The organism is Micromonospora sp. CA-246542 (assembly GCF_050942905.1).
Classification (GTDB): domain Bacteria; phylum Actinomycetota; class Actinomycetes; order Mycobacteriales; family Micromonosporaceae; genus Micromonospora.
Genome location: NZ_CP192040.1, coordinates 6,330,463 through 6,349,560, shown reverse-complemented (window position 1 = coordinate 6,349,560; position 19,098 = coordinate 6,330,463). Strand labels below are relative to the sequence as shown.

The 19,098-nt window shown below is 72.0% G+C and carries 19 protein-coding genes, 1 tRNA gene and 2 pseudogenes; 16 read left to right on the top strand and 6 right to left on the bottom strand.

The genetic code is table 11. The features are described 5' to 3' along the window. Positions 1 to 109 precede the first annotated feature (109 nt). Positions 110 to 733: pseudogene (locus ACQP0N_RS29510) on the top strand (NADH-quinone oxidoreductase subunit C); the annotation flags it as partial. A gap of 169 nt (positions 734 to 902) precedes the next feature. Then, entirely contained in the window at positions 903 to 1,865 is a 963-nt protein-coding gene (locus ACQP0N_RS29505) for a complex I subunit 1/NuoH family protein (RefSeq protein ID WP_355053351.1), read from the top strand. A gap of 234 nt (positions 1,866 to 2,099) precedes the next feature. Here the strand turns inward: ACQP0N_RS29505 and ACQP0N_RS29500 are convergent, their stop codons facing one another. Further along, complete coding sequence (locus ACQP0N_RS29500) at positions 2,100 to 3,116, bottom strand: glutathione S-transferase family protein (RefSeq protein WP_433115626.1); 1,017 nt, start codon at positions 3,114 to 3,116, stop codon at positions 2,100 to 2,102. A 129-nt stretch (positions 3,117 to 3,245) separates the two neighbouring features. Between ACQP0N_RS29500 and ACQP0N_RS29495 the strand changes: the two genes are divergently transcribed. Next, positions 3,246 to 3,677: an ester cyclase gene (locus tag ACQP0N_RS29495; protein WP_433115624.1), complete on the top strand. Its 432-nt coding sequence runs from the start codon at positions 3,246 to 3,248 to the stop codon at positions 3,675 to 3,677. Here ACQP0N_RS29495 and ACQP0N_RS29490 read toward each other — a convergent pair. Further along, positions 3,658 to 3,867, bottom strand: coding sequence for a hypothetical protein (locus ACQP0N_RS29490; RefSeq protein ID WP_433115622.1), 210 nt, complete (start codon positions 3,865 to 3,867; stop codon positions 3,658 to 3,660). The two genes, ACQP0N_RS29495 and ACQP0N_RS29490, sit on opposite strands and share 20 nt — an antisense overlap. 118 nt (positions 3,868 to 3,985) lie before the next feature. Between ACQP0N_RS29490 and ACQP0N_RS29485 the strand changes: the two genes are divergently transcribed. From ACQP0N_RS29485 to htpX, 7 genes and pseudogenes are all read left to right on the top strand, one after another. Next, positions 3,986 to 4,594: a NuoI/complex I 23 kDa subunit family protein gene (locus ACQP0N_RS29485; RefSeq protein WP_433115620.1), complete on the top strand. Its 609-nt coding sequence runs from the start codon at positions 3,986 to 3,988 to the stop codon at positions 4,592 to 4,594. Positions 4,595 to 4,619: 25 nt separating this feature from the next. Further along, positions 4,620 to 5,177: an NADH-quinone oxidoreductase subunit J family protein gene (locus ACQP0N_RS29480; protein WP_433115618.1), complete on the top strand. Its 558-nt coding sequence runs from the start codon at positions 4,620 to 4,622 to the stop codon at positions 5,175 to 5,177. Continuing rightward, positions 5,174 to 5,518, top strand: coding sequence for an NADH-quinone oxidoreductase subunit NuoK (gene nuoK / locus ACQP0N_RS29475; RefSeq protein WP_433115616.1), 345 nt, complete (start codon positions 5,174 to 5,176; stop codon positions 5,516 to 5,518). Before ACQP0N_RS29480 ends, nuoK begins: the two co-directional genes overlap by 4 nt. Beyond that, complete coding sequence (locus ACQP0N_RS29470) at positions 5,515 to 7,449, top strand: NADH-quinone oxidoreductase subunit 5 family protein (RefSeq protein WP_433115614.1); 1,935 nt, start codon at positions 5,515 to 5,517, stop codon at positions 7,447 to 7,449. The genes nuoK and ACQP0N_RS29470 overlap by 4 nt, the downstream gene beginning before the upstream one ends. After that, positions 7,446 to 8,953 (top strand): annotated as a pseudogene (locus tag ACQP0N_RS29465) (complex I subunit 4 family protein). The gene ACQP0N_RS29470 and the pseudogene ACQP0N_RS29465 overlap by 4 nt, the downstream one beginning before the upstream one ends. Positions 8,954 to 8,987: 34 nt before the next feature. Then, positions 8,988 to 10,469 (top strand): NADH-quinone oxidoreductase subunit N, encoded by a 1,482-nt coding sequence (locus ACQP0N_RS29460; protein ID WP_433115612.1) that lies wholly within the window; start codon positions 8,988 to 8,990, stop codon positions 10,467 to 10,469. A gap of 103 nt (positions 10,470 to 10,572) precedes the next feature. Next, complete coding sequence (gene htpX / locus ACQP0N_RS29455) at positions 10,573 to 11,448, top strand: zinc metalloprotease HtpX (RefSeq protein WP_433115610.1); 876 nt, start codon at positions 10,573 to 10,575, stop codon at positions 11,446 to 11,448. A 57-nt stretch (positions 11,449 to 11,505) separates the two neighbouring features. Here htpX and ACQP0N_RS29450 read toward each other — a convergent pair whose 3' ends face one another. Together ACQP0N_RS29450 and ACQP0N_RS29445 are read right to left on the bottom strand one after the other, a co-directional pair. Beyond that, the gene (locus ACQP0N_RS29450; protein ID WP_433115608.1) at positions 11,506 to 12,699 is read right to left on the bottom strand and encodes an MFS transporter; all 1,194 of its coding nucleotides are present in this window, start codon (positions 12,697 to 12,699) and stop codon (positions 11,506 to 11,508) included. Beyond that, positions 12,699 to 13,541 carry a DUF6065 family protein gene (locus tag ACQP0N_RS29445; protein ID WP_433115605.1) on the bottom strand — a complete coding sequence of 281 codons (843 nt, stop codon included), beginning with the start codon at positions 13,539 to 13,541 and terminating at the stop codon, positions 12,699 to 12,701. Before ACQP0N_RS29445 ends, ACQP0N_RS29450 begins: the two co-directional genes overlap by 1 nt. 191 nt (positions 13,542 to 13,732) lie before the next feature. On the opposite strand from ACQP0N_RS29445, the gene ACQP0N_RS29440 reads away from it, so the two are divergent. The 3 genes from ACQP0N_RS29440 (at position 13,733) to ACQP0N_RS29430 (ending at position 16,085) form a co-directional block, all read left to right on the top strand. Further along, the gene (locus tag ACQP0N_RS29440) at positions 13,733 to 14,992 is read left to right on the top strand and encodes an MFS transporter (RefSeq protein ID WP_433115603.1); all 1,260 of its coding nucleotides are present in this window, start codon (positions 13,733 to 13,735) and stop codon (positions 14,990 to 14,992) included. Positions 14,993 to 15,059: 67 nt separating this feature from the next. Further along, positions 15,060 to 15,587 (top strand): dihydrofolate reductase family protein, encoded by a 528-nt coding sequence (locus ACQP0N_RS29435; protein WP_433115601.1) that lies wholly within the window; start codon positions 15,060 to 15,062, stop codon positions 15,585 to 15,587. Positions 15,588 to 15,656: 69 nt separating this feature from the next. After that, entirely contained in the window at positions 15,657 to 16,085 is a 429-nt protein-coding gene (locus tag ACQP0N_RS29430) for a hypothetical protein (RefSeq protein ID WP_433115599.1), read from the top strand. 10 nt (positions 16,086 to 16,095) lie between these two features. On the opposite strand, the gene ACQP0N_RS29425 is transcribed toward ACQP0N_RS29430, so the two are convergent. Continuing rightward, positions 16,096 to 16,590: a YajQ family cyclic di-GMP-binding protein gene (locus ACQP0N_RS29425; RefSeq protein ID WP_355053333.1), complete on the bottom strand. Its 495-nt coding sequence runs from the start codon at positions 16,588 to 16,590 to the stop codon at positions 16,096 to 16,098. A 148-nt stretch (positions 16,591 to 16,738) separates the two neighbouring features. Between ACQP0N_RS29425 and ACQP0N_RS29420 the strand changes: the two genes are divergently transcribed. Both ACQP0N_RS29420 and ACQP0N_RS29415 read left to right on the top strand, forming a co-directional pair. After that, a tRNA-Tyr gene (locus tag ACQP0N_RS29420) sits at positions 16,739 to 16,822 on the top strand. A 466-nt stretch (positions 16,823 to 17,288) separates the two neighbouring features. Beyond that, the gene (locus ACQP0N_RS29415) at positions 17,289 to 17,828 is read left to right on the top strand and encodes a GNAT family N-acetyltransferase (protein WP_433115597.1); all 540 of its coding nucleotides are present in this window, start codon (positions 17,289 to 17,291) and stop codon (positions 17,826 to 17,828) included. Positions 17,829 to 17,832: 4 nt separating this feature from the next. Here the strand turns inward: ACQP0N_RS29415 and ACQP0N_RS29410 are convergent, their stop codons facing one another. Then, positions 17,833 to 18,336: a hypothetical protein gene (locus ACQP0N_RS29410; protein ID WP_433115595.1), complete on the bottom strand. Its 504-nt coding sequence runs from the start codon at positions 18,334 to 18,336 to the stop codon at positions 17,833 to 17,835. Positions 18,337 to 18,874: 538 nt separating this feature from the next. Here ACQP0N_RS29410 and ACQP0N_RS29405 point away from each other — a divergent pair. Next, on the top strand, positions 18,875 to 19,045 hold the full coding sequence (locus tag ACQP0N_RS29405; protein WP_355053313.1) for a hypothetical protein: 171 nt from the start codon (positions 18,875 to 18,877) through the stop codon (positions 19,043 to 19,045). Positions 19,046 to 19,098: the final 53 nt, after the last annotated feature.

The following is a 19,098-nucleotide window of genomic DNA, read 5'->3' as shown; positions in this document are numbered from 1 at the left end:
CGTGGGTCGGCTCGGCACCCCGGGTCCGTCTCACAAGAACTGGTCGGCCTGCGGCGGGACCTCGCCTCGGCTCGACCGCCCTCCTGAAACAGACCCTAGGATCAGCGGCATGACGTCAGAAGAGGTCGGCGGTCGGCTGGTCGCGTTGCTCGCGCCGGTCGAGGCGACCGCGTCGGTCTCCGGCGGGCAGCGGTTCGCCCGGGCCACCGTCGACGTACCGCCGGCGAGCTGGTCGGCCGCCGTCCGCGCCGCCCGCGACGACACCGAGCTGGCCTGCGACTTCTTCGACTGGCTGTCGGCCGTCGACGAGCTGGCCGAGGGCTTTGACGTGGTCGCGCACCTCTGGTCGACGCGGCTGCGGCACGGCGTGCTGCTGCGCACCCGGGTGCCCCGCGACGCGCCCTCGGTGGCCTCGGTGGTGGACATCTTCCCCGGCGCCGCCTGGCACGAGCGGGAGACCCACGAGATGTTCGGCATCGACTTCGCCGGGCACGGTGAGCTGCGACCGCTGCTGTTGCCCCCGGAGTTCGAGGGCAACCCGCTGCGCAAGGAGTTCGTGCTCGCCTCCAGGGTGGCGAAGCCCTGGCCCGGCGCGAAGGAACCGGGCGAGTCGGAGGCCGGCGGTGGCCGTCGGCCGATCCGCCCGCCGGGCGTGCCCGCTCCGGGCGAGTGGGGGACGACGCCCACCCCGGCCGGCGCGGGTGGCGTGGGGGAGGGGCCGCGCGGCGGCACCCCGGCCCGACCGGCCGGTGACCGTCCGGCGCGGCCCGCTCCGGGGCCCGTCCGGCGCGTACTCCCCGGGTTGCCGACGCCGCCGACGGCCCGGCGGGGTCCGCGCGGCCCGAGCCGGTCGCGGACCCGGCGGCGCGCGACGACGGCGACGACGACGGGGGTACGCGCTGATGCCGCTCTGGGTGGAGCTGGTGCTCCGGATCGGCGGCGTGGTGGTCGCGTTCCTCACCCTGCCGCTGCTGGTCGGTCAGGCCGAGCACAAGGTGATGGCGCACATGCAGGGCCGGCTCGGCCCGATGTACGCGGGCGGCTTTCACGGCTGGGCGCAGCTCGTGGCGGACGGTGTGAAGTTCGTGCAGAAGGAGGACATCACCCCGCGCGAGGCGGACCGGGCGGTGTTCCGGCTGGCCCCCGCCGTGGCGCTGGTGCCCTACCTGCTGGTGCTGCTGGTCATTCCGCTCGGCCCGAACGACCTGGTCGGGCAACCGTTGGACATCGGCCTGTTCTTCGTGCTGGCCGTCGTCGGCATCGGTGTGGTGGCGGTGCTCATGTCGGCGTGGGCGTCGGCAAACAAGTACAGCCTGCTCGGCGGGCTGCGCGGGGCCGCCCAGCTCCTCGGCTACGAGCTGCCGCTGGTGTTGGCCGCCGCGTCGGTGGCGATGGCGGCGGGCACGCTCAGCCTGTCCGGCATCGTCGAGGCGTGGCAGCCCTGGTGGCTGCTCTGGCAGGCGCCCGCGATGATCATCTTCTTCGTCGCCGGGCTGGCCGAGATCCGCCGGCCACCGTTCGACATGCCGGTGGCCGACTCGGAGCTGGTGTTCGGTTACATGACCGAATACACGGGCCTGCGGTTCGCGTTCTTCCTGCTGGCCGAGTACGTCGGCATCGTGGTGATCGCCGCGCTGACCACGGTGCTGTTCCTGGGCGGCTGGCAGGGGCCGTTCGCCGACGACCAGCTCGGCTGGCTCTGGACCCTGCTCAAGATCGCCGCCGTGGCCTTCGTGATCATCTGGCTTCGGGTCTCCTACCCCCGCCTGCGCGAGGACCAACTCCAACGCCTCTGCTGGCTGGTCCTGGTCCCCGCCTCCCTGGCCCAACTGGTCCTGACCGCAGCAGTCCGAGTAGCCCTCTAATCCACCCTCGCCCCGCCCCGCCCGTCGATCATGGAGTTGTAGTGGGTGACAAAGCGCCCATCAATCAAATCCCCAAACCGGGCACCACAAGTCCATGATCGACGGGGCCAGGGCGGTGGTGACCCGCGATCTTGCACTTACTGCGGCGACATAAGGGGCATCCCGCTCATCTCGACGACAGAAAGTGCAAGATCGGCGGGACACGGGCGGGCTCGGGGCTCGGCGCCGGGGGGGTTAGCGGAGCGGGGTGTGGGTGGGGTCTACCGGTTCGGCCGGGGGTGGGGGTGGGGTGCCGTCGCCGAAGGGGCGGCCGCCCAGGGCGTCCCGGCCGTGCGGGGTGAGCCAGTTCGACAGGTCGGGGCCGAGCGGAACGATCCCCGTCGGGTTGATGTCGCGGTGCACCTCGTAGTAGTGCCGCTTGATGTGGTCGAAGTCGATGGTGTCGCCGAACCCGGGCGTCTGGAACAGATCCCGGGCGTACGCCCACAGCACCGGCATCTCGCTCAGCTTCTGCCGGTTGCACTTGAAGTGTCCGTGGTAGACGGGGTCGAAACGGGCCAGCGTGGTGAACAGCCGCACGTCGGCTTCGGTGATGGTGTCGCCGACCAGGTACCGCTGATTGGTCAGCCGCTCGGTCAACCAGTTCAGCCGGTCGAACAGCCGGTGGTACGCCTTGTCGTACGCCTCCTGGCTGCCGGCGAACCCGCACCGGTACACGCCGTTGTTGACGTCCCGGAACACCACGTCGTTGACCTCGTCGATCTGCTCGCGCAGGTGCGACGGGTAGAGCTGCGGGGCGCCCTCGCGGTGGTACGGCGTCCACTCGGTGGACAGGTCCAGGCTCATCTGCGCGTAGTCGTTGGTCACCACCTGGCCGGTGGGTATGTCCACCATCGCCGGCACGGTGATGCCCCGCTCGTAGTCGGGGAAGCGCGCGAAGAACGCCTCCTGGAGGCGCTCGATGCCGAGCACCGGGTCGCGCCCACCCGGGTCGAGGTCGAAGGTCCAGCTCCGGGCGTCGTGCGTCGGGCCGGCGATCGCCATCGAGATGGCATCCTCCAGGCCGAGCAGCCGTCGCACGATGACGAGGCGGTTGGCCCACGGGCAGGCTCGGCTGACCGCCAGCCGGTACCGGCCGGGCTCCACCGGGTAGCCGTCCCGCCCGTCCGCGGTGATCCGCGTGGCGATGTACCGCTGGTCCCGGGTGAACTCGCCACCCGGCTCGACGTACTTCCCGCCTGTCTGCGCCACGTCGTCCGCCCTCCGGCTCCGGTTGCCCTCACCGCCCATCCTCGCCGAAATCCGGGCCCTCGGCGCGGTACGGGCCAACCTCGGCTGCTCCCGGCGCTGGGCCGCATCTTTTCTGGCTACCCTGCCGTCATGACGGATGTGGAGACGGCGGCCCGGCGCCTCATCGCCGACGTGTGGAACGCGCGTCGGGAGGAGTCGGCGTACGAGCTGATCGCCGAGGAGTGTCCGGGGCTGGGCGGGACGGGGCCGAATGCGACGTTGGCCTGGCACCGCGAGCGCCGGGAGGCCTTCCCGGACCTCCGCTACAAGATCGTCGACGTGGTCGCCGCGGGTGGGCGGGTGGCCGTGCACTGGCGGGCGGCGGGCACCCACGCCGGGCAGTTCGGGCCGGTGCCGCCGACCGGGCAGGTGGTCAGCTATTCGGGGGCGACGTTCCTGCGCTTCGACACGGCCGGCCGGATCATCGACGTGTGGAGCTGCAACGAGCTGCTCCAGCTCCTTCAGCAGCTCGGCGTCGAGATGGTGCCGCCGGCCGGCGGCCTCAGCGGCTCCGCGGCGTGATCCGGCTGATCGGCAGGTTGATCGGGAACGGCTCGCCGGTGTCGACGAACTTCGTCCATCGGCCGGTCTCGGCGTAGACCTCGTTCACCGCGTCGATCCGGTAGGTCACGACCTCCAGGTCGCCGTCCAGGGTCTCGATCCGCCAGTAGTAGGGGATGCCGGCCTGGGCGTACAGCGCCGGTTTCAACACGCGGTCGATTGAGCGGCGGTCATGGCGGGTCCTTCCGGGTGCGGTCGTCCTCCCCGCGGCCACGGTACCGCCGCGGACCTGTGGGTGGTGGTCGCGCGCGCCGGGGCCACAGGGCAGGATGGTCCACATGACCGATTCCAGCGAGCGCGGCGATCCGGCCGGCGGCGCCAGCGAGCGCGGCCTGCCCGGCGCCGGTCTGGTGAAGGGGCTGGCGGTCACCCTCAAGACGATGACCAGCCGCTCGACCACGCAGCAGTACCCGGACGTCGCCCCCGAGCTGCCGCCGCGCTCGCGTGGCGTGATCGCGCTGTCCGAGGAGAACTGCACGGTCTGCATGCTCTGCGCCCGCGAGTGCCCGGACTGGTGCATCTACATCGACTCGCACAAGGAGGAGGTGGCGGTGCCCGGCGCCGCCCGTCCCCGCCAGCGCAACGTGCTCGACCGGTTCGACATCGACTTCTCGCTCTGCATGTACTGCGGCATCTGCATCGAGGTCTGCCCCTTCGACGCGCTCTACTGGTCGCCGGAGTTCGAGTACGCCGAGTACGACATCAAGGACCTGCTGCACGACAAGGACCACCTGGGCCAGTGGATGGCGACGGTTCCGCCGCCGCCCGCGCACGACCCGAACGGCGAGCCGGCCAAGGAGGAGACCGCCGCCGCGCGCAAGGCCGCGCGGTCGATCCCACCGGCGGTACGCCCCGGCGACGAGGGCCCGGCGTCGTGACCGCCCGAGCCGCGGGGGCGGCCCGGTGACCGGCGCGGATCTGCTGCTGCTCGCGCTGGGCGCGGTGGCGGTCGGCGCCGGTGTGCTGGTGGTGACCACCAAGCACCTGGTCCGGGCGGGGCTCTACCTGGTGGTGTGCCTGGGCGCGCTGGCCGGCGACTATCTGGTGCTCGGCGCGGAGCTGGTCGCCTGGGTCCAGGTGCTGATCTACGTGGGCGCGGTGGTGGTGCTGCTGCTGTTCGCGGTGATGCTGACGCGGGCCCCGATCGGGGCGTCCGACGACCTGGACCGGCCCGGCTGGCCCGCCGCGCTGATCGGGGGCGGGGCCGGGCTGGGGCTGAGTGTGCTGCTGGTCGACGCGTACCGGTGGAGCGCCGTCGCGCTGCCCGACGCGGGCACGGCCGAGCGGCTGGGGGAGCAGATCTTCTCCTCCTGGGTGCTGCCGTTCGAGGTGCTCTCCGTCCTGTTGCTGTCCGCCCTGGTCGGCGCGGTGGTGCTGTCCCGGCCGGACATCGGCCGCCGTACCGGGGACGCGCCCGCTCCCGCGTCGGTAGAGGAACTGGCCTCCGGGGGGCGTCGGTGAGGCCGGTCGTCCCGTACGTCACCGCCGCGCTGCTGTTCGGCCTCGGCGTGTACGGCGTGCTGCGTCGACGCAACGCCGTGCTGGTGCTCATGTCGGTCGAGTTGATGCTCAACGCGGTGAACCTGATCCTGGTCACCGCAGACACCACGGTCCGCGCGGTCCTGCCGCACTCCGGGCAGGTGTTCGCGCTGTTCGTCATCGTGCTCGCCGCCGCCGAGATCGGGGTGGGGTTGGCGATCGTGCTCCAGCTCTACCGCCTGCGGTCCACGGTGGCGGTGGACGATGTGGCGTTGACCGAACCGGCCGGGGCCGTCGAGCGGGACGCGGAGGCGACCCGGTGACCGGGCTGCTCGGGGCGGCGCTGCCCGCCGTACCGCTGCTCGCCGGTCTGGCCGGTCTGCTGCTGCCGCCGGCCCCACGGCATCCCGGCGGCGCGGTCGGCGGTGACCGGGCCCGGACGGCGGCCGTGACGATCGGCGTGGGCGGTGCCGCCGGCGCGCTGGCGCTGGCCGTGGCCCTGCTGCTGACTGTCGATGGCCCGACGGAGACGTCGACGACCTGGGTCGACTTCGGCGGGCTGGCGGTGACCCTCGGGGTACGCCTGGACGGCGCCGCCGCGCTGGTCGCCGTGGCGGTCGCCGCGGTGGCCCTGGCCGTGCAGGTCTACTCGATCGGCTACCTGCGGCGCGGTCCGCACGACGACGTCGACGTCGACCACCGCTATCCGCCGTACGCCGCCCAGATCAGTCTCTTCACGGGGGCGATGCTGCTGGTGGTGGTCGCCGGCGACCTGATCATGCTGCTGGTGGGTTGGGAGGTGATGGGCCTCTGCTCGTATCTGCTCATCGCCCACGACCGCCGGTTGGCGGGCGCGCCGGCCGCCGCCATGAAGGCGTTCCTGGTGACGCGGGTCGGTGACGTCGGCTTCCTGCTCGGCATCGCGTTGCTCGGGGTGTCGACGGGCAGCTTCCGGATCGCCGACGTGCTCGCGCACGACCATTCCGGGGCGACCCTGACCGCCGCCGGCCTGCTGCTGCTCGCCGGTGTGGCCGGTAAGAGCGCACAGTTCCCGTTGCACACCTGGCTGCCGGACGCCATGGCCGGCCCGACGCCGATCTCCGCGCTGATCCACGCCGCGACGATGGTCGCCGCCGGGGTGTACGCGGTGGCCCGGCTCTACCCGCTGTTCACGGCCGCTCCGGTGACGTTGACGGTGCTCGGGGTGGTCGCCGCGATCACCCTGCTGCTCGGGGCGCTCGCCGCCACCGCGCAGGACGACATCAAGCGGGTCCTGGCCTGGTCGACCGTCTCCCAACTGGGTTACATGACCGGCGCGCTGGCCGTCGGTTCGCCGTCGGCGGCGCTGTTCCACCTGCTCACCCATGCCGCGTTCAAGGCGCTGTTGTTCCTCGCGGCAGGTGCGGTGATCCATGCGGTGGGCACCACGCTGATGTCGGAGATGGGCGGGCTGCGTCGGACCATGCCGGTGACGTTCTGGTGCACGGTGATCGGTCTCGGCGCGCTGGCCGGGGTGCCTCCGCTGGGCGGCTTCTGGAGCAAGGACGGCGTGCTGACGGTCGCCGAGTCGGCCGCGCTGGAGGGCACCGGCCCCGCACCGTCGTGGGTGGGCTGGCTGGTCTGGCTGGCCGGGTTGCTCGGCGTGGCGATCACCGCCTGGTACGCCGGGCGACTGCTGCTGCGGACCTTCTTCGGCGAGCCCCGGCTGCCGCTGGTGCACCCGCACGACCCGCCGGCGGTGCTGCGTTGGCCGGTGCTGCTGCTGGCCGTGCCGGCCGCGCTGCTGGGCCTGGCCGGGTTCGTCGGCGCGTTCGCCGACCGGCTGCGGTTCGCCACCGTGCCGGTCGCGGGCGCGGAGGACGGCCTGGTCCACGTCGGGCCGGGGCTACTGCTGCCGCTGGCGCTGCTGCTGGTGGGCGCGGGGCTGGTGTGGGCGCGCTGGCGTCGGGACGCGGCCGCCGATCCGGCGACCGCGCTGGGTCCGCTGCGGCCGGTCTTCGCCCGCGCGTTCCGGCTCGACGACGTCCAGCACACCCTTGTCGTACGCCCCGTCCGGGCGCTGGCCCGCCTCGCGCGTACCGGCGACGAGGTGGTGGTGGACGGGGCCGTGGAGGGCAGCGGCCGGGCCGCCACGGGTCTGGGGGCCGGGCTGGCCGCGTTGCACCGGGCGGCGCTGCCCCGGGCCGTCGCCGGCGTGCTGGCCGGCGCGCTGCTGATCGGCCTGGCGGCGGCCGTGCTGGGAGTGACCCGATGACGTTCGGACAGGTGCTGCTCGTCGCCGTGCTGGTGGTGCCGGCGCTCGGCGCGGTCGGGGTGGCGGCGACGCCCCGGGACCGGGCGGCGCGGATCGTCGGTACGGTCGCGGCGGCGCTGACCCTGCTGGCCGCCGTGGCGTTGGTGTCCGGTGGACGGGACTGGTTCGCCTGGTCGGCCGGTACGCCGGCGGTGCGCCCCTGGCACCAGGTGGACCTGCCCTGGGCGTCCGGCCTGGATCTGCGCTTCCACCTCGGCGTCGACGGCATCTCCTGGCCGCTGGTGGTGCTGACCGCGCTGCTCACGCTGCTCTGCTGCGCGTACTCGCTGTGGCGGGTGCCCGACGGCGGCAGCGGCCGGGCGTTGGTGGCGCTGCTGCTGGTCGTCGAGGTGGGCATCCTCGGCACGTTCCTCGCCCTGGATCTGGTGCTGTTCTTCCTGTTCTTCGAGGTAGTCCTGCTGCCGATGTACGCGATCATCGCCGGCTGGGGCGGTGCCGAACGGCGTCGGGCGGCCCGCAAGTTCGTGCTGTACACCCTCGTCGGCTCGGTGCTGCTGCTGGTCGGCGTGTACGTCGTGGTCGCCGCCGCGGGCACCGCCGACATCGTGGCCCTGACCGGCGGGGCGGGGCTGTCCCGGAGCACCCAGTTGGCCGCGTTCACGCTGTTCGCGCTCGCGTTCGCGGTGAAGAGTCCGCTCTGGCCGCTGCACTCGTGGTTGCCCGACGCGCACACGCAGGCCCCGACGGTGGGCAGCGTGGTGCTGGCGGGGGTGCTGCTCAAGATGGGCACGTACGGGCTGATCCGGGTCGCCGTGGGGGTGGCCCCGGAGGGCGCCCACTGGGCCGCCCCGGTGCTCGGCGTGCTGGCGGTCGCCGCGATCCTGGTCGGCTCGCTGGTCTGTCTGGCCCAGGTCGAGGTGAAGCGGCTCATCGCGTACTCCAGCGTGGGGCACATGGGCTTCGTCCTGCTGGGCGTCGCCACGCTGACCGCCACCGGCATCCAGGCGGCCCTGATCGGCAACGTGGCCCACGGGGTGATCACCGGCCTGCTGTTCTTCCTGGCTGGGGCCGTGAAGGACCGCACCGGCACGGGCGCTCTCGCCGAGCTGTCCGGGCTGCGGGAGACCGCGCCCCGCCTCGCCGGCCTGCTGGCGTTCGCGGCCGTCGCGTCGCTGGGCCTGCCCGGGCTGGCCGGCTTCTGGGGGAGGCGTTCGCGGTGGTCGCGGCGATTCAGGTGGGCGGCCCGCTGTGGCTGACCCTCGGAGTGCTCGCGGCGGTCGGTGGCGCGCTCACGGCCGCGTACTTCCTGCGGCTGCTGCGCCAGGTCACCCACGGCCGGCCGAGCCCCGCGGTGGGCGGCGTCGGCGCGGGCCTGGCCGGTGCGGAGCTGACCGCGTGGGCGCCGCTGGTGCTGCTCGCGCTGGCGATCGGTCTGGTTCCGGCGCTTGTCCTCGGCGTCGCCGAGGCGCCCGTCGACGCCCTCATCGAGGTGATCCACAGGTGAGCACGAGAAGCGCGCCGCGACCGGGGGTGGACCGATGAGCGTCGTGCAGAGCGTGGACAGCGTGGCGTTGCTGCCGGCGTACCTGGCCGCCGGCACCGCCGTACTCGTGTTGGTGGTCGACCTCGTGCTGGCGCGGCCGCGCGTCACGATCGCGGTGGCCGCGCTCGGGGCGCTCGGCACGGCCGTCGCCTCGGCGCTGGTGGGCGCGGGCGGCGAGCGGCGGACGTTCTGTGTCGGCGGGGACTGCTCGTGGGTCTTCGGTGGCCGGGCGGCCCTGGTCGGCGCGGTGGTGGCGCTGCTCACCCTGGGCGTGCTCGGGCTGTCGGTGCCGGCGCTGCGGGCCGGTCGGTCGCCGGTGGGGGAGTACGCCTTCCTGCTCGCCTGTTCGATGACCGGCGGCGTGGTGCTCGGCGCGGCCGGCGACCTGATCACCCTGATCGTGGCGTTGGAGACGCTGACCCTGCCGCTGTACGTGCTGGTCGGCCTGCGTCGTGGCAGCCTGGCCAGCGCCGAGGCGGCGGTGACGTTCTTCGTGGTCAGCGTGGTCGCCACCACGCTGACGCTGCTCGGCGCGGCGCTGCTGTACGCGGTGACCGGCGGGCTGCACCTCGACCGGGTGGGGGCGCTGCTGGCCGAGCGGCCGGAGTTGCGCGACCTGCCGCTGACCACCGCAGCCGTGACGCTGCTGCTGCTCGGGTTGGCCTTCAAGGTGGCGGCGGTGCCGTTCCACGCCTGGGCGCCGGCCACCTACGACGGCACCCCGCTGCCGGTGGCCGCGTACCTGTCGACGGCGTCGAAGCTGGGCGGCCTCGTGGCGGTGCTGGCCGTAGTGCAGCGGGCGCTGCCGGCGGACCGGACCGGACCGGTGCTCGCCCTGCTGGCGGTGCTCACGATGACGGTCGGCAATCTGGTGGCGCTGCGTCAGCGGCGTACCGTCCGGCTGCTCGCCTGGTCGTCGGTCGCGCAGGCCGGATACATCCTCGCCCCGCTGGGCGCGCTGGCGTTGGCCGCCGGCCGCACGGGCGAGGCGCGGTCGGCCGCGTACGCCGCCGCGGTGGCGTACGCCGTGTTCTTCGTGGTGCTGGAGTTGGCGGCGTTCGCCGGGGTGACCGCGCTGCGCCCGCCGGGGGCGGACGGCGGCACCCTCGACGACCTGCGCGGGGCCGCGCGCCGGCACCCGTGGCGCGGCGCTGCCCTCGGCCTCGCGCTGGTGGGTCTCGCGGGACTGCCGCCGGGCCTGGCCGGGTTGTTCGCGAAGGTGACGGTGGTCCGTTCGCTGCTGGACGGCGGCGCGGCCTGGCTGGCGCTGGTGGTGGCGCTGAACGCGGTGCTCGGGCTCGCCTACTACCTGCGGGTGACGGCCGGCCTGTGGACACCGCGGTCCTCGCCGGGCGGAGACGGCGTGGTGGCCGTACCCCTGGTGGGGGTGGTGGCGGTGGTGCTGGCGGTGGCCACCGTGGCCGCCGTGGTGCTCGGCGTCGCCCCGCAGCTCGTGCTGGATCTCGCCGCCCGCTGAGCGGGTCTCAGTCAACTCTCAGCGTTCCGACGGATGGTTGACGGGTATCGGGTTGTTGTACCGGTCAGCGGATCGAGGCGACCCGCGCACCGAAGGAGAGATCGTGCACCACAACCGTCTGAAGACCGCCGCGCTGCTCGGCCTGCTCACCGCGCTGATCCTCGCGGTGGGCTACGGGTTCGGTGGCAGTGGCGGCCTGGTCATCGCCGTCCTCATCTCACTGGGCATCAACGGCATTTCGTACTTCTACTCCGACAAGATCGCGCTGCGCTCGATGCGGGCGCAACCGGTCAGCGAGGCACAGTTCCCCGAGTTGTACCGGATGGTGCGCGAACTGGCGACCGAGGCGCGGCAGCCGATGCCCCGCCTGTACGTGAGCCCGACCGCCCAGCCCAACGCGTTCGCGACGGGGCGTAACCCGCAGCACGCGGCGGTCTGCGTGACCCAGGGCATCACCGAGATCCTGGACTACCGGGAGCTGCGCGGTGTGATCGGGCACGAACTGTCCCACGTCTACAACCGGGACATCCTGATCTCCAGCGTCGCGGCCGGCCTGGCCGGCATCATCACGTTCCTGGCGAACATCGCCTGGTTCATCCCGCTGGGTGGCGGGGACGACGAGGACTCGCCGAACCCGGCCGTCCTGCTGCTGACCCTGATCCTCGGCCCGATCGCGGCCACCGTGATCCAGTTGGCGATCAGCCGCAGCCGCGAGTTCCAGGCGGACCAGTCCGGCGCCGAGCTGAGCCGGGATCCGCTGGCCCTGGCCAGCGCCCTGCGCAAGATCGATGCCGTGGCCCGGCGACGCCCGCTGCCGGCTCAGGGCACGCTCACCAGCAGCGCCCACCTCATGATCGCCAACCCGTTCGCCGGTGGCGCGGTGGCCGCCCTCTTCTCCACCCACCCCAAGATGGAGGACCGGGTCGCCCGCCTGGAGCGGATGGCCGCCAACGCGGGGCCGGTGCAGTTCCAGCGCTGACCCGCCGAATTTCTCCGCCCGCGTCCGCTTACGGACGCGGGCGGAGTCGTCTCCAGGTCACTCCGGTGCGGGCGGCCGACCCAGACGGGTCAGCAGCACGACGGCGAGCAGGACGACGCCCGCCGTCAGGTACGACGCGGCGGGCGAGAGCACGGCGGCCACACCACCCAGCAGGAAGATGCCGATCCCCGAGGTGACGATGTTCGCCGCGACGATCGTCGCCTCGACCTGCCCCATCCGTTCGGGTGGGGCCAGCCGGGCGAACGTGGCCTGCGCCCCGATCAACCAACCGCCGCCCGCGCCGATCAACGCGTTGCCGACCGTCAGCGCCCCCAACGGCGCGTCGACGGCGACCAGGACACCGGTCAGCAACAGCGCGCCGGCCAGCGCCGCGGCGACCGCCACCTGACCGGTCAACCGGCCCAACCAGCGGGACCGGCCCACCACCAGCACGAAGACCGCACCGCCCAACGCCGAGGCCGCCAGCACGGCGGGACGCCAGGCCCCGCCGGCCAGATCCGGCGCGAGGGTCTCCGGGAGCGCGCCGGACAGCACCGTGGCCAGGGTGAGCAGGGCGACGCCCCGCAGCACCGGATGGCGGGCGATGATGCGCACGCCCGCGGTCGCCGGTGGACGCGGCCCGCGTACTCGGTGGGGGCGCTTCGGCAGTCCGGCCAGGACGACCGCGGCGATCAGGAACGACCCGAGGTCGATCAGGAGCGCCACCCGGGAGCCGAGGGCCACCGTCAGACTGGCCCCCGCGAGCAGGCCGACCACCTGGCCCGCCTGGTTGGCGAAGGCGCTGAGGCCGAACAGCGGCAGCCGCAGCGGAGCGTCCACCGCCTCGGCGGCGACGGCCACGTTGACGCTCGCGTAGGCGGCCCGTACCGCGCCCAGCAGGCCCGCCGCCACGATCGCCGGCAGCGGCTCGGGGATCGCCGCGGGCACGGCGATCAGCGCGGCGCCGGCCACCGACAGCCAGACCAGCAGGGTACGGCGGGCCGGCACGTCCAGCCAGCCGCTGAAGACGGTGGCGACCAGCAGGGCCGGCAGCGTACGCGCGGCGTAGACCGCGGCCGGGCCGAGGACCGAGTTCGTCTGGTCGTACGCGAGCAGCAGCAGAGCGGCCAGGCCCACGAAGTCACCCAGCTCCGAGATGCCCCGGGCGATGACCAGCCGGGAAGCGACCGGATGCCGGAACAGCGCTCGGTAACCGGGCGACGGCGTGAGCTGTGCGTCGGTGTCGGGCATCAGATTGGCTGATCCGCTTCCGCTACCCCGATCGGCTGGTAGGCGGCGTTTTCCCGGACCCGGCGGGCCTGTTCCCGGCGGTAGCTGCTGCGGATTTCCGGATCCTGGCGGCGGCGGCGCAGCGCCACGAAGTCCGACCAGACGTCCTCCGGCCACGCCGGCAGCCCTTCCCCGGTGACCAGTTCGGCCTGCCGGAAGGCCTCCAGTGTCGACCGGTGCACCGGTTGCAGGCACATGAGAGGGATGTTCCGGTAGAAGCGCACCACCTGCCCCACCTCGGTGAGCCGCAGGATGGTGGGCAGCAGCGAGGTGTACCAGTCGGTCTCGACCACGCCCTCGTAGAGCTGCACGCCGCGCTGGGCGGGCCAGTTCGGCACGCCCCGGGCCATCAGGCACCAGCCCGGGGACGTACGCGCCACCACGCCGGTGACCAGCTCGATCGTGTTGGCGGCACGCGGGTCGGCGTCGAGGAACGGGATGCTCGCGCCGTACCTGTCGAAGATGTCCAGGTCACCGTGGAACTGCTCGGGCGCCGCCTGCAACTGGCCGGCCGCGTCCGGCAGCTTGCCGTCGTAACCACCGGCGAGCGAACGCCACTGGGCCGGCTCGTTCTCCGCCAGCAGCGTCCACTCGGTGTCCTGCCCGTCCCAGCGCAGCGCGAAGTCGGTCGGCGGGTAGACGTACCAGCCGAACCCCGAGGCGATGGCGACCGGCGGGCACTGTTGGACGGCTCGGGCGGGCAGGGAGCCGCGCAGGCTGGGCGAGGCGGCCTCACTGGGCTTGGCGTCGCCGTACAGCGAATAGATCTCGACTCGCAGAGGTGCGGTGGTAGTCCCGGACATCGGACCTCCTGCCTCATCGTGCGGTGCCGGCGTATGGACCCAATTCGATCAGCAACCTACCCCCTTTGTGACCGCTCGGTCAGTCCCGGCCTCCGCGCTGCTGTGAGCGGAACGACCATCCACGGCCTGACCTCGGGCGTTAGGGTCGACAGGGCTTCTACCCGTTACCTGCTCCAGCGGAGGTACACCTCGTGGCCGCACTGCGCCAGTACCTGGGTGTCTGGCGGATCCCCGGTGCGCCGATCCTGCTGGTCACCGGCATCATCGGCCGGCTCGGCATCGGCATGACGCCGCTGGCGCTGCTGCTGGTGGTCGAGCAGGTGACGGGGCGCTACTCCCTGGCCGCCATCGCGGGCGGCATCTACGCCGTCGCCGGCGCCGCGCTCAGCCCGGTGGCCGGCCGCATCGCCGACCGGGTCGGTCCGAGCCCGGTGCTGCTGGTCACCGCCGTGGCCCACCCGTTGGCGCTCACCGGGCTGCTGCTGGCCAGCCGCTCCGGCGACGACGCCCTCGCCGCCATCTACCTGACGGCCGGCGTCGCCGGCGCGACGTACCCGCCGCTGACCGCCGCCATCCGCGGCGCCTGGAACGAACTGACCAGCCCCGCCTCCGGCCGGTACGCCCTGCGCAACACCGCCCTCGCGGCGGAGACCTCGCTGTTCGAGATCGTGTTCGTGCTCGGCCCGCTGCTCGTGGCCGGGTTCGTACTGGTCGCCGACGCGGCGGCCGCGCTGATCGGGGCGGCGGTCGTCACCCTGGTCGGCACCACCGCCGTCGCCCTCGGCCGGGTGATGCGCGGCTGGCGGCCGCACCCGCGCGAACACCACGCCCGGGGACTCGGTCCACTGCGGGTCGCCGGCTTCCCGGCACTGCTGCTCTGCGTCGCCGGACTGGGCATCGCGTTCGGCGCCGCCGGTGTGACCGTCCCCGCGTACGCCGGCAACGCCACCACCGACGACCCGGAGAGCCTCGCCGGGCTGCTGCTGGCGGTCTGGGGGGTCGGCAGCGCCATCGGCGGCTTCTGGTTCGGCGTACGTCGGCCCTCGCCGAACATGACCCGCCAGTTCGCCCGGCTGCTCGCCGCGCTGGCCGGCACGTTCGTGGTGTTCGCGCTCATGCCCACGCCGCTGGCGCTGGGCGTCGCCCTGGTCGTCGGTGGGGCCACCATCGCTCCGGCGCTGACCCTGGAGAACACCCTGGTCGGCCGGATCGCCCCGACGGGCATGCTGAACGAGGCGTACACCTGGGTGGTCACGGTGGCCGTGGCGGCGAGCGCCGCCGGCGGCGCGGTGGCCGGCCTGATCGTGGACCACGCCGGCGGCGTGCCGTGGGCCTTCGTCGTCGCGGGCGCGGCCGTGGCCGTCGGGGCCGCGGTCGCCGCGCTGCCCGCCGGGCCCATCGCCCGAGCGGAAAACCAGGCGGTACGCGCCGACGAGCCCGTCCCGATCTGACCTCTTCCCACGGTTTCCGGCGATGTCGGTGGGGTGCGCCAGACTGGTCGCCTACGAGAGGGGAACCATGGCCAAGCTGCTCTACTCGGCGACCGCTTCACTCGACGGCTACATCGCCGGCCCCGGCGGTGACATGTCCTGGCTCACCGAACACCTCAGCGGCGACAACCCGACCGCCGACCGTCTGCTGGCCAACATCGGCGCGATCCTCGCCGGCAACCGCACCTTCGGCGGCGACGACCCGAACCGTGGCACCGACAGCGAAGGCGCCTTCGGCGGCCGGTACCACGGGCCGGTGATCGTCCTGACCCACCGTCCGCCCGCCGACCCGCCCGAAGGCGTCACCTTCGCCGACGACCTGCACCGCGCCGTCGCGCAGGCCAAGGAGGCCGCCGGCGACAGGTACGTCAACGTGCTCGGCGCCGACGTCGCCAAGCAGTGCCTGCGGGCCGGCCTCCTCGACGAGATACTGATCTTCTTCGCGCCGGTGCTGCTCGGTGACGGGGTGCCCATGTTCGACGACCCGGGCGGCGCGCGGGTCCGGTTGACGCCGATTCCCGGGGAGACCGCCCACTGGTACACCGTCGTCCGCTGACGTGTGGTGGCCGCGCCGCAGCGGTCTGCGGGGGTCCCACGCGGACCGGAGTTCGACGATGATGGCCGAATGGACCAGCCGGAAAAGGTGGTCGGCCTACGAATGACGACGCGTCAGTGGCGCCACCTGGACGGAGCACTCGACAGCGCGATCAGCATCGCCGCCGAGAATGGTGATCCTCAACAGGTCGTCCGGGCGGCAAGCGGGATCCGCAGGGCCGGGTGGGACCAGATCGCCCACTGGGTACCCGGCGTCGCCGGCTCCGGCGACTGGCCGCCGGACGACGAGGAGGTTGTCGCCCAACTCTCCCGGGCAGACTGGGCGCTGGCCGCCGAGTGCGCCGCGCACTGGGCCGCTGTCGCCGCCAGCGTGGGGCACGAGCAGGAAGCGGCTGTGCTCCGTAGCGTCCATGCTCTCGTCGTTTCAGCCGGGGTGGTGGGCGGGCCGACGGAACGTGGCCAGCCCGACCACCGGGCTGGCCGATCCACCAACCGGTAGTCGGTTCCTCTTACCGGTAGTTCGTGAACTGGAGGGCGACGCCGAAGTCCTCACCCTTGAGCAGCGAGATGACCGCCTGGAGGTCGTCCCGCTTCTTGCCGGTGACGCGCAGCTGGTCGCCCTGGATCTGCGCCTGGACGCCCTTCGGGCCCTCGTCGCGGATCTTCTTGCTGATCGCCTTGGCCTTGTCCGTCTCGATGCCCTGGATCACCTTGCAGTCGATCTTGAAGACCTTGCCGGACGGGCGCGCCTCACCCGCGTCGAGGGACTTGAGCGAGATGTTCCGCTTGACCAACTTCTCCTTGAAGACGTCCAGCGCGGCGCGGACCCGCTCCTCGGTCTCCGCCTGAAGGCCGATCGCCTCCTCGCCGGACCAGGAGATCTCCGCGCCCGTGCCGCGGAAGTCGAACCGCGTCGCGAGCTCCTTCTCCGCCTGCCGGAGGGCGTTGTCGACCTCCTGGCGGTCGACCTTGCTCACGATGTCGAAAGACGGGTTCGCTGGCATGCTTCTGCTCCTGCTGTCCGGCGGTCTGGGACGTGCAGTCGGCCGCCCACCAGCGGCACGACCCCCTGACGGTACCCGGTTGCGTCGGTCCCGGGGCGAGCCGCTATCCTTGCTTCCGCCGCCGCGTTGCGACGCGGTGGGGTGCCCTGGCGGGTTGCCCGAGCGGCCAATGGGAGCGGACTGTAAATCCGTCGCGAAAGCTACAGAGGTTCGAATCCTCTACCCGCCACCAGGTGCAGACACGGCCCCTGACCAGCAGAGATGCTGATCAGGGGCCGTTGTCGTTTGTCTGAAGGAGTCCGGCTGAGTCCAGCCATGTCGACAACTTGAGAGAGGCGACACCATGACCGACAAGATCAGCGATGCCTTCGGATGATCCGCAGTGCCTTTCGTGGCGCTCGGCTGGTCAGAATGTTCGAGTGATGACAGGAATGGTCGGCCTCGTCCTCCTGCTTGCGCTGGGCTCCGCTGCGCTCTTCGCCCTGGTGTACGTGGCTGCGTCGCTGTGGCGGTCGCTGAGGCGTGGGGTTACCGCGTTGCCGCGTGCCTTGAAGTCCCTGACGGTCGAGCCACCTCCGGGAGGGGCCTTGAACGACTCCCGGGATGTGTGGCCGATGCCGAAGGATGACTGATCGGAGACGTACTCGGTTGATCACGAACCTGTGGGGGATGAGCCGTTGAGCAGCGAGCATGACGAGGTGCTGGCCAGAACGGAACGTCTCGTCCTGCGGGAAGTCCGCTCATCCGACCTGCCGGTACTTGGGCGGATGTGGCAGGACCCGGTGATGCGGCGCTACCTCGGCGGTCCGTTGTCCGATGAGGTGGCGAACGACCGTCGGATGGGTGACCACACGGGCGGGCTGATGGTGACGAGGAGCTCCGGCGAGACCGTCGGCTGGTGCCATCTCGGCCGGTACCGAACGGGCGATACGGAATTGTCGTACGTCTTCCTGCCGGAGTGGTGGGGGCGTGGCTACGCCCGGGAGGCGTGTGCGGCGGCCGTCGGTCTTGCTTTCGTCCGCTTCCCGGACGCGCCCCGCCTGGTCGCCGTCACGCAGCGGGCGAACCGTCGGTCGGTCCGCCTCCTGGAAGCCCTCGGCATGGTCCTGGTCGATGCCTTCGAGGAGTTCGGCGCTTGCCAGGTGATGTACGCGATCGACCGCCCGTGGGCAGCGTCGGGGACGTGGGCAGATGGTGGTCACCGGAATGTGAAAGCGTCAGACGGCGACGAGAATTAGCAGCTCAGCCGTGGCCGAGAAGGCGCCGAACTTCAACGACGACGTCGGCGTCAATATCGCTGGTCGTGGTGCTGCTGTGTGGTTGCCAGTCGTGGATGGCGTCTACGACGTCGTAGGCGTTGTCCAGGGCAACCAGCTCGGCTGCCAGGGGAGTTCCGTCGTAGGAGATGTATCGGTAGGCCCAAGAGGTGAGGTCACGGGGCGGAATGGTCTGTGCGAGCAGCCGCCGCGCCATGATCCGGAGGGCTTCCTCCTCGCTCTCTCGGCTCCCCTCGGCGTAGTACGTGAGCGAGAGTTCCGACAGCGCGCCTTCGAGCCAACGCCGCAGCTCGTCGTTCTCCGCGCCCTTCACCGGCGAGATACCGGCGAGGATCTGGAGAGTCGGGCTATCTATGCCCGCGATGATGCAGTCGCAGGCGGTCTCGATCACCTGGGCTGCCGTGCCGGAACCGACGCTCCAGAAAACAGCGGCGTCCTGGAGGCGAGCGAGGGCATCCTGACCGGGCATCGCTACATGATCCGGCAGCGCGCCCCCGTTGTCGCTGGCTTATCCGCGGCTCGCACGCAGGCCCTACGACCTGCGGCACGCGGCGGCCCCGCTCTGGATGAATGGGTCTGTTCCCCACCTTCCCCGCCCGGCGACCAGCGACACGACCGCCGCTGGCCGGAAGGAGGGCGAATCGGTCGTGCCAGCCTCCTTGTGTCTTTGCGTGAAGAAGGTATGGTGGTCGATGTCTGGGCCGCGTCGGTGCGCCTCCAGGCCATCGGATTCGTCACGGAGAGCGACCGGACGGGATTGGACAGCGACCCCCCTTCGACCCCTTGGGTGAATTGTGCTGTAGGTCGCATCAAGCGCTGGATGAAGCGCTGATGTCGCAGGAAGGGGCCCTGATCTGGCCCGGCTTGTGGAGGCGTACTAGGCCGAAGGTCGCGACCTCGCCAACGCTCGGACGGGTACGGACATCACCGCTTTCCTGCGTACCTTGCGTGTGGCACGATCGTGGAACCTCCACCATCCCTGTGACACTTCCCCGACAGGAGCCAACATGTCTGGTCGAAGGCTGGGCCGGTCACTCGGCTCACTCCTCGTGCTCGCCGCTGTCCTCGGTGGACTGATCGGCGCCGACGCCCTCGTGAGTGGGAGCTACGTCCAGATGTCCGACGTCATCTGGGGCGCCGGCCTGGGCGATGTCCTGTGGGGTGTGGCCGCACGGTGACTCGGGCGTAGCCCATGAGGGCAGCCCCAGTGGGCGGCGTCTTTCAGAGGGAG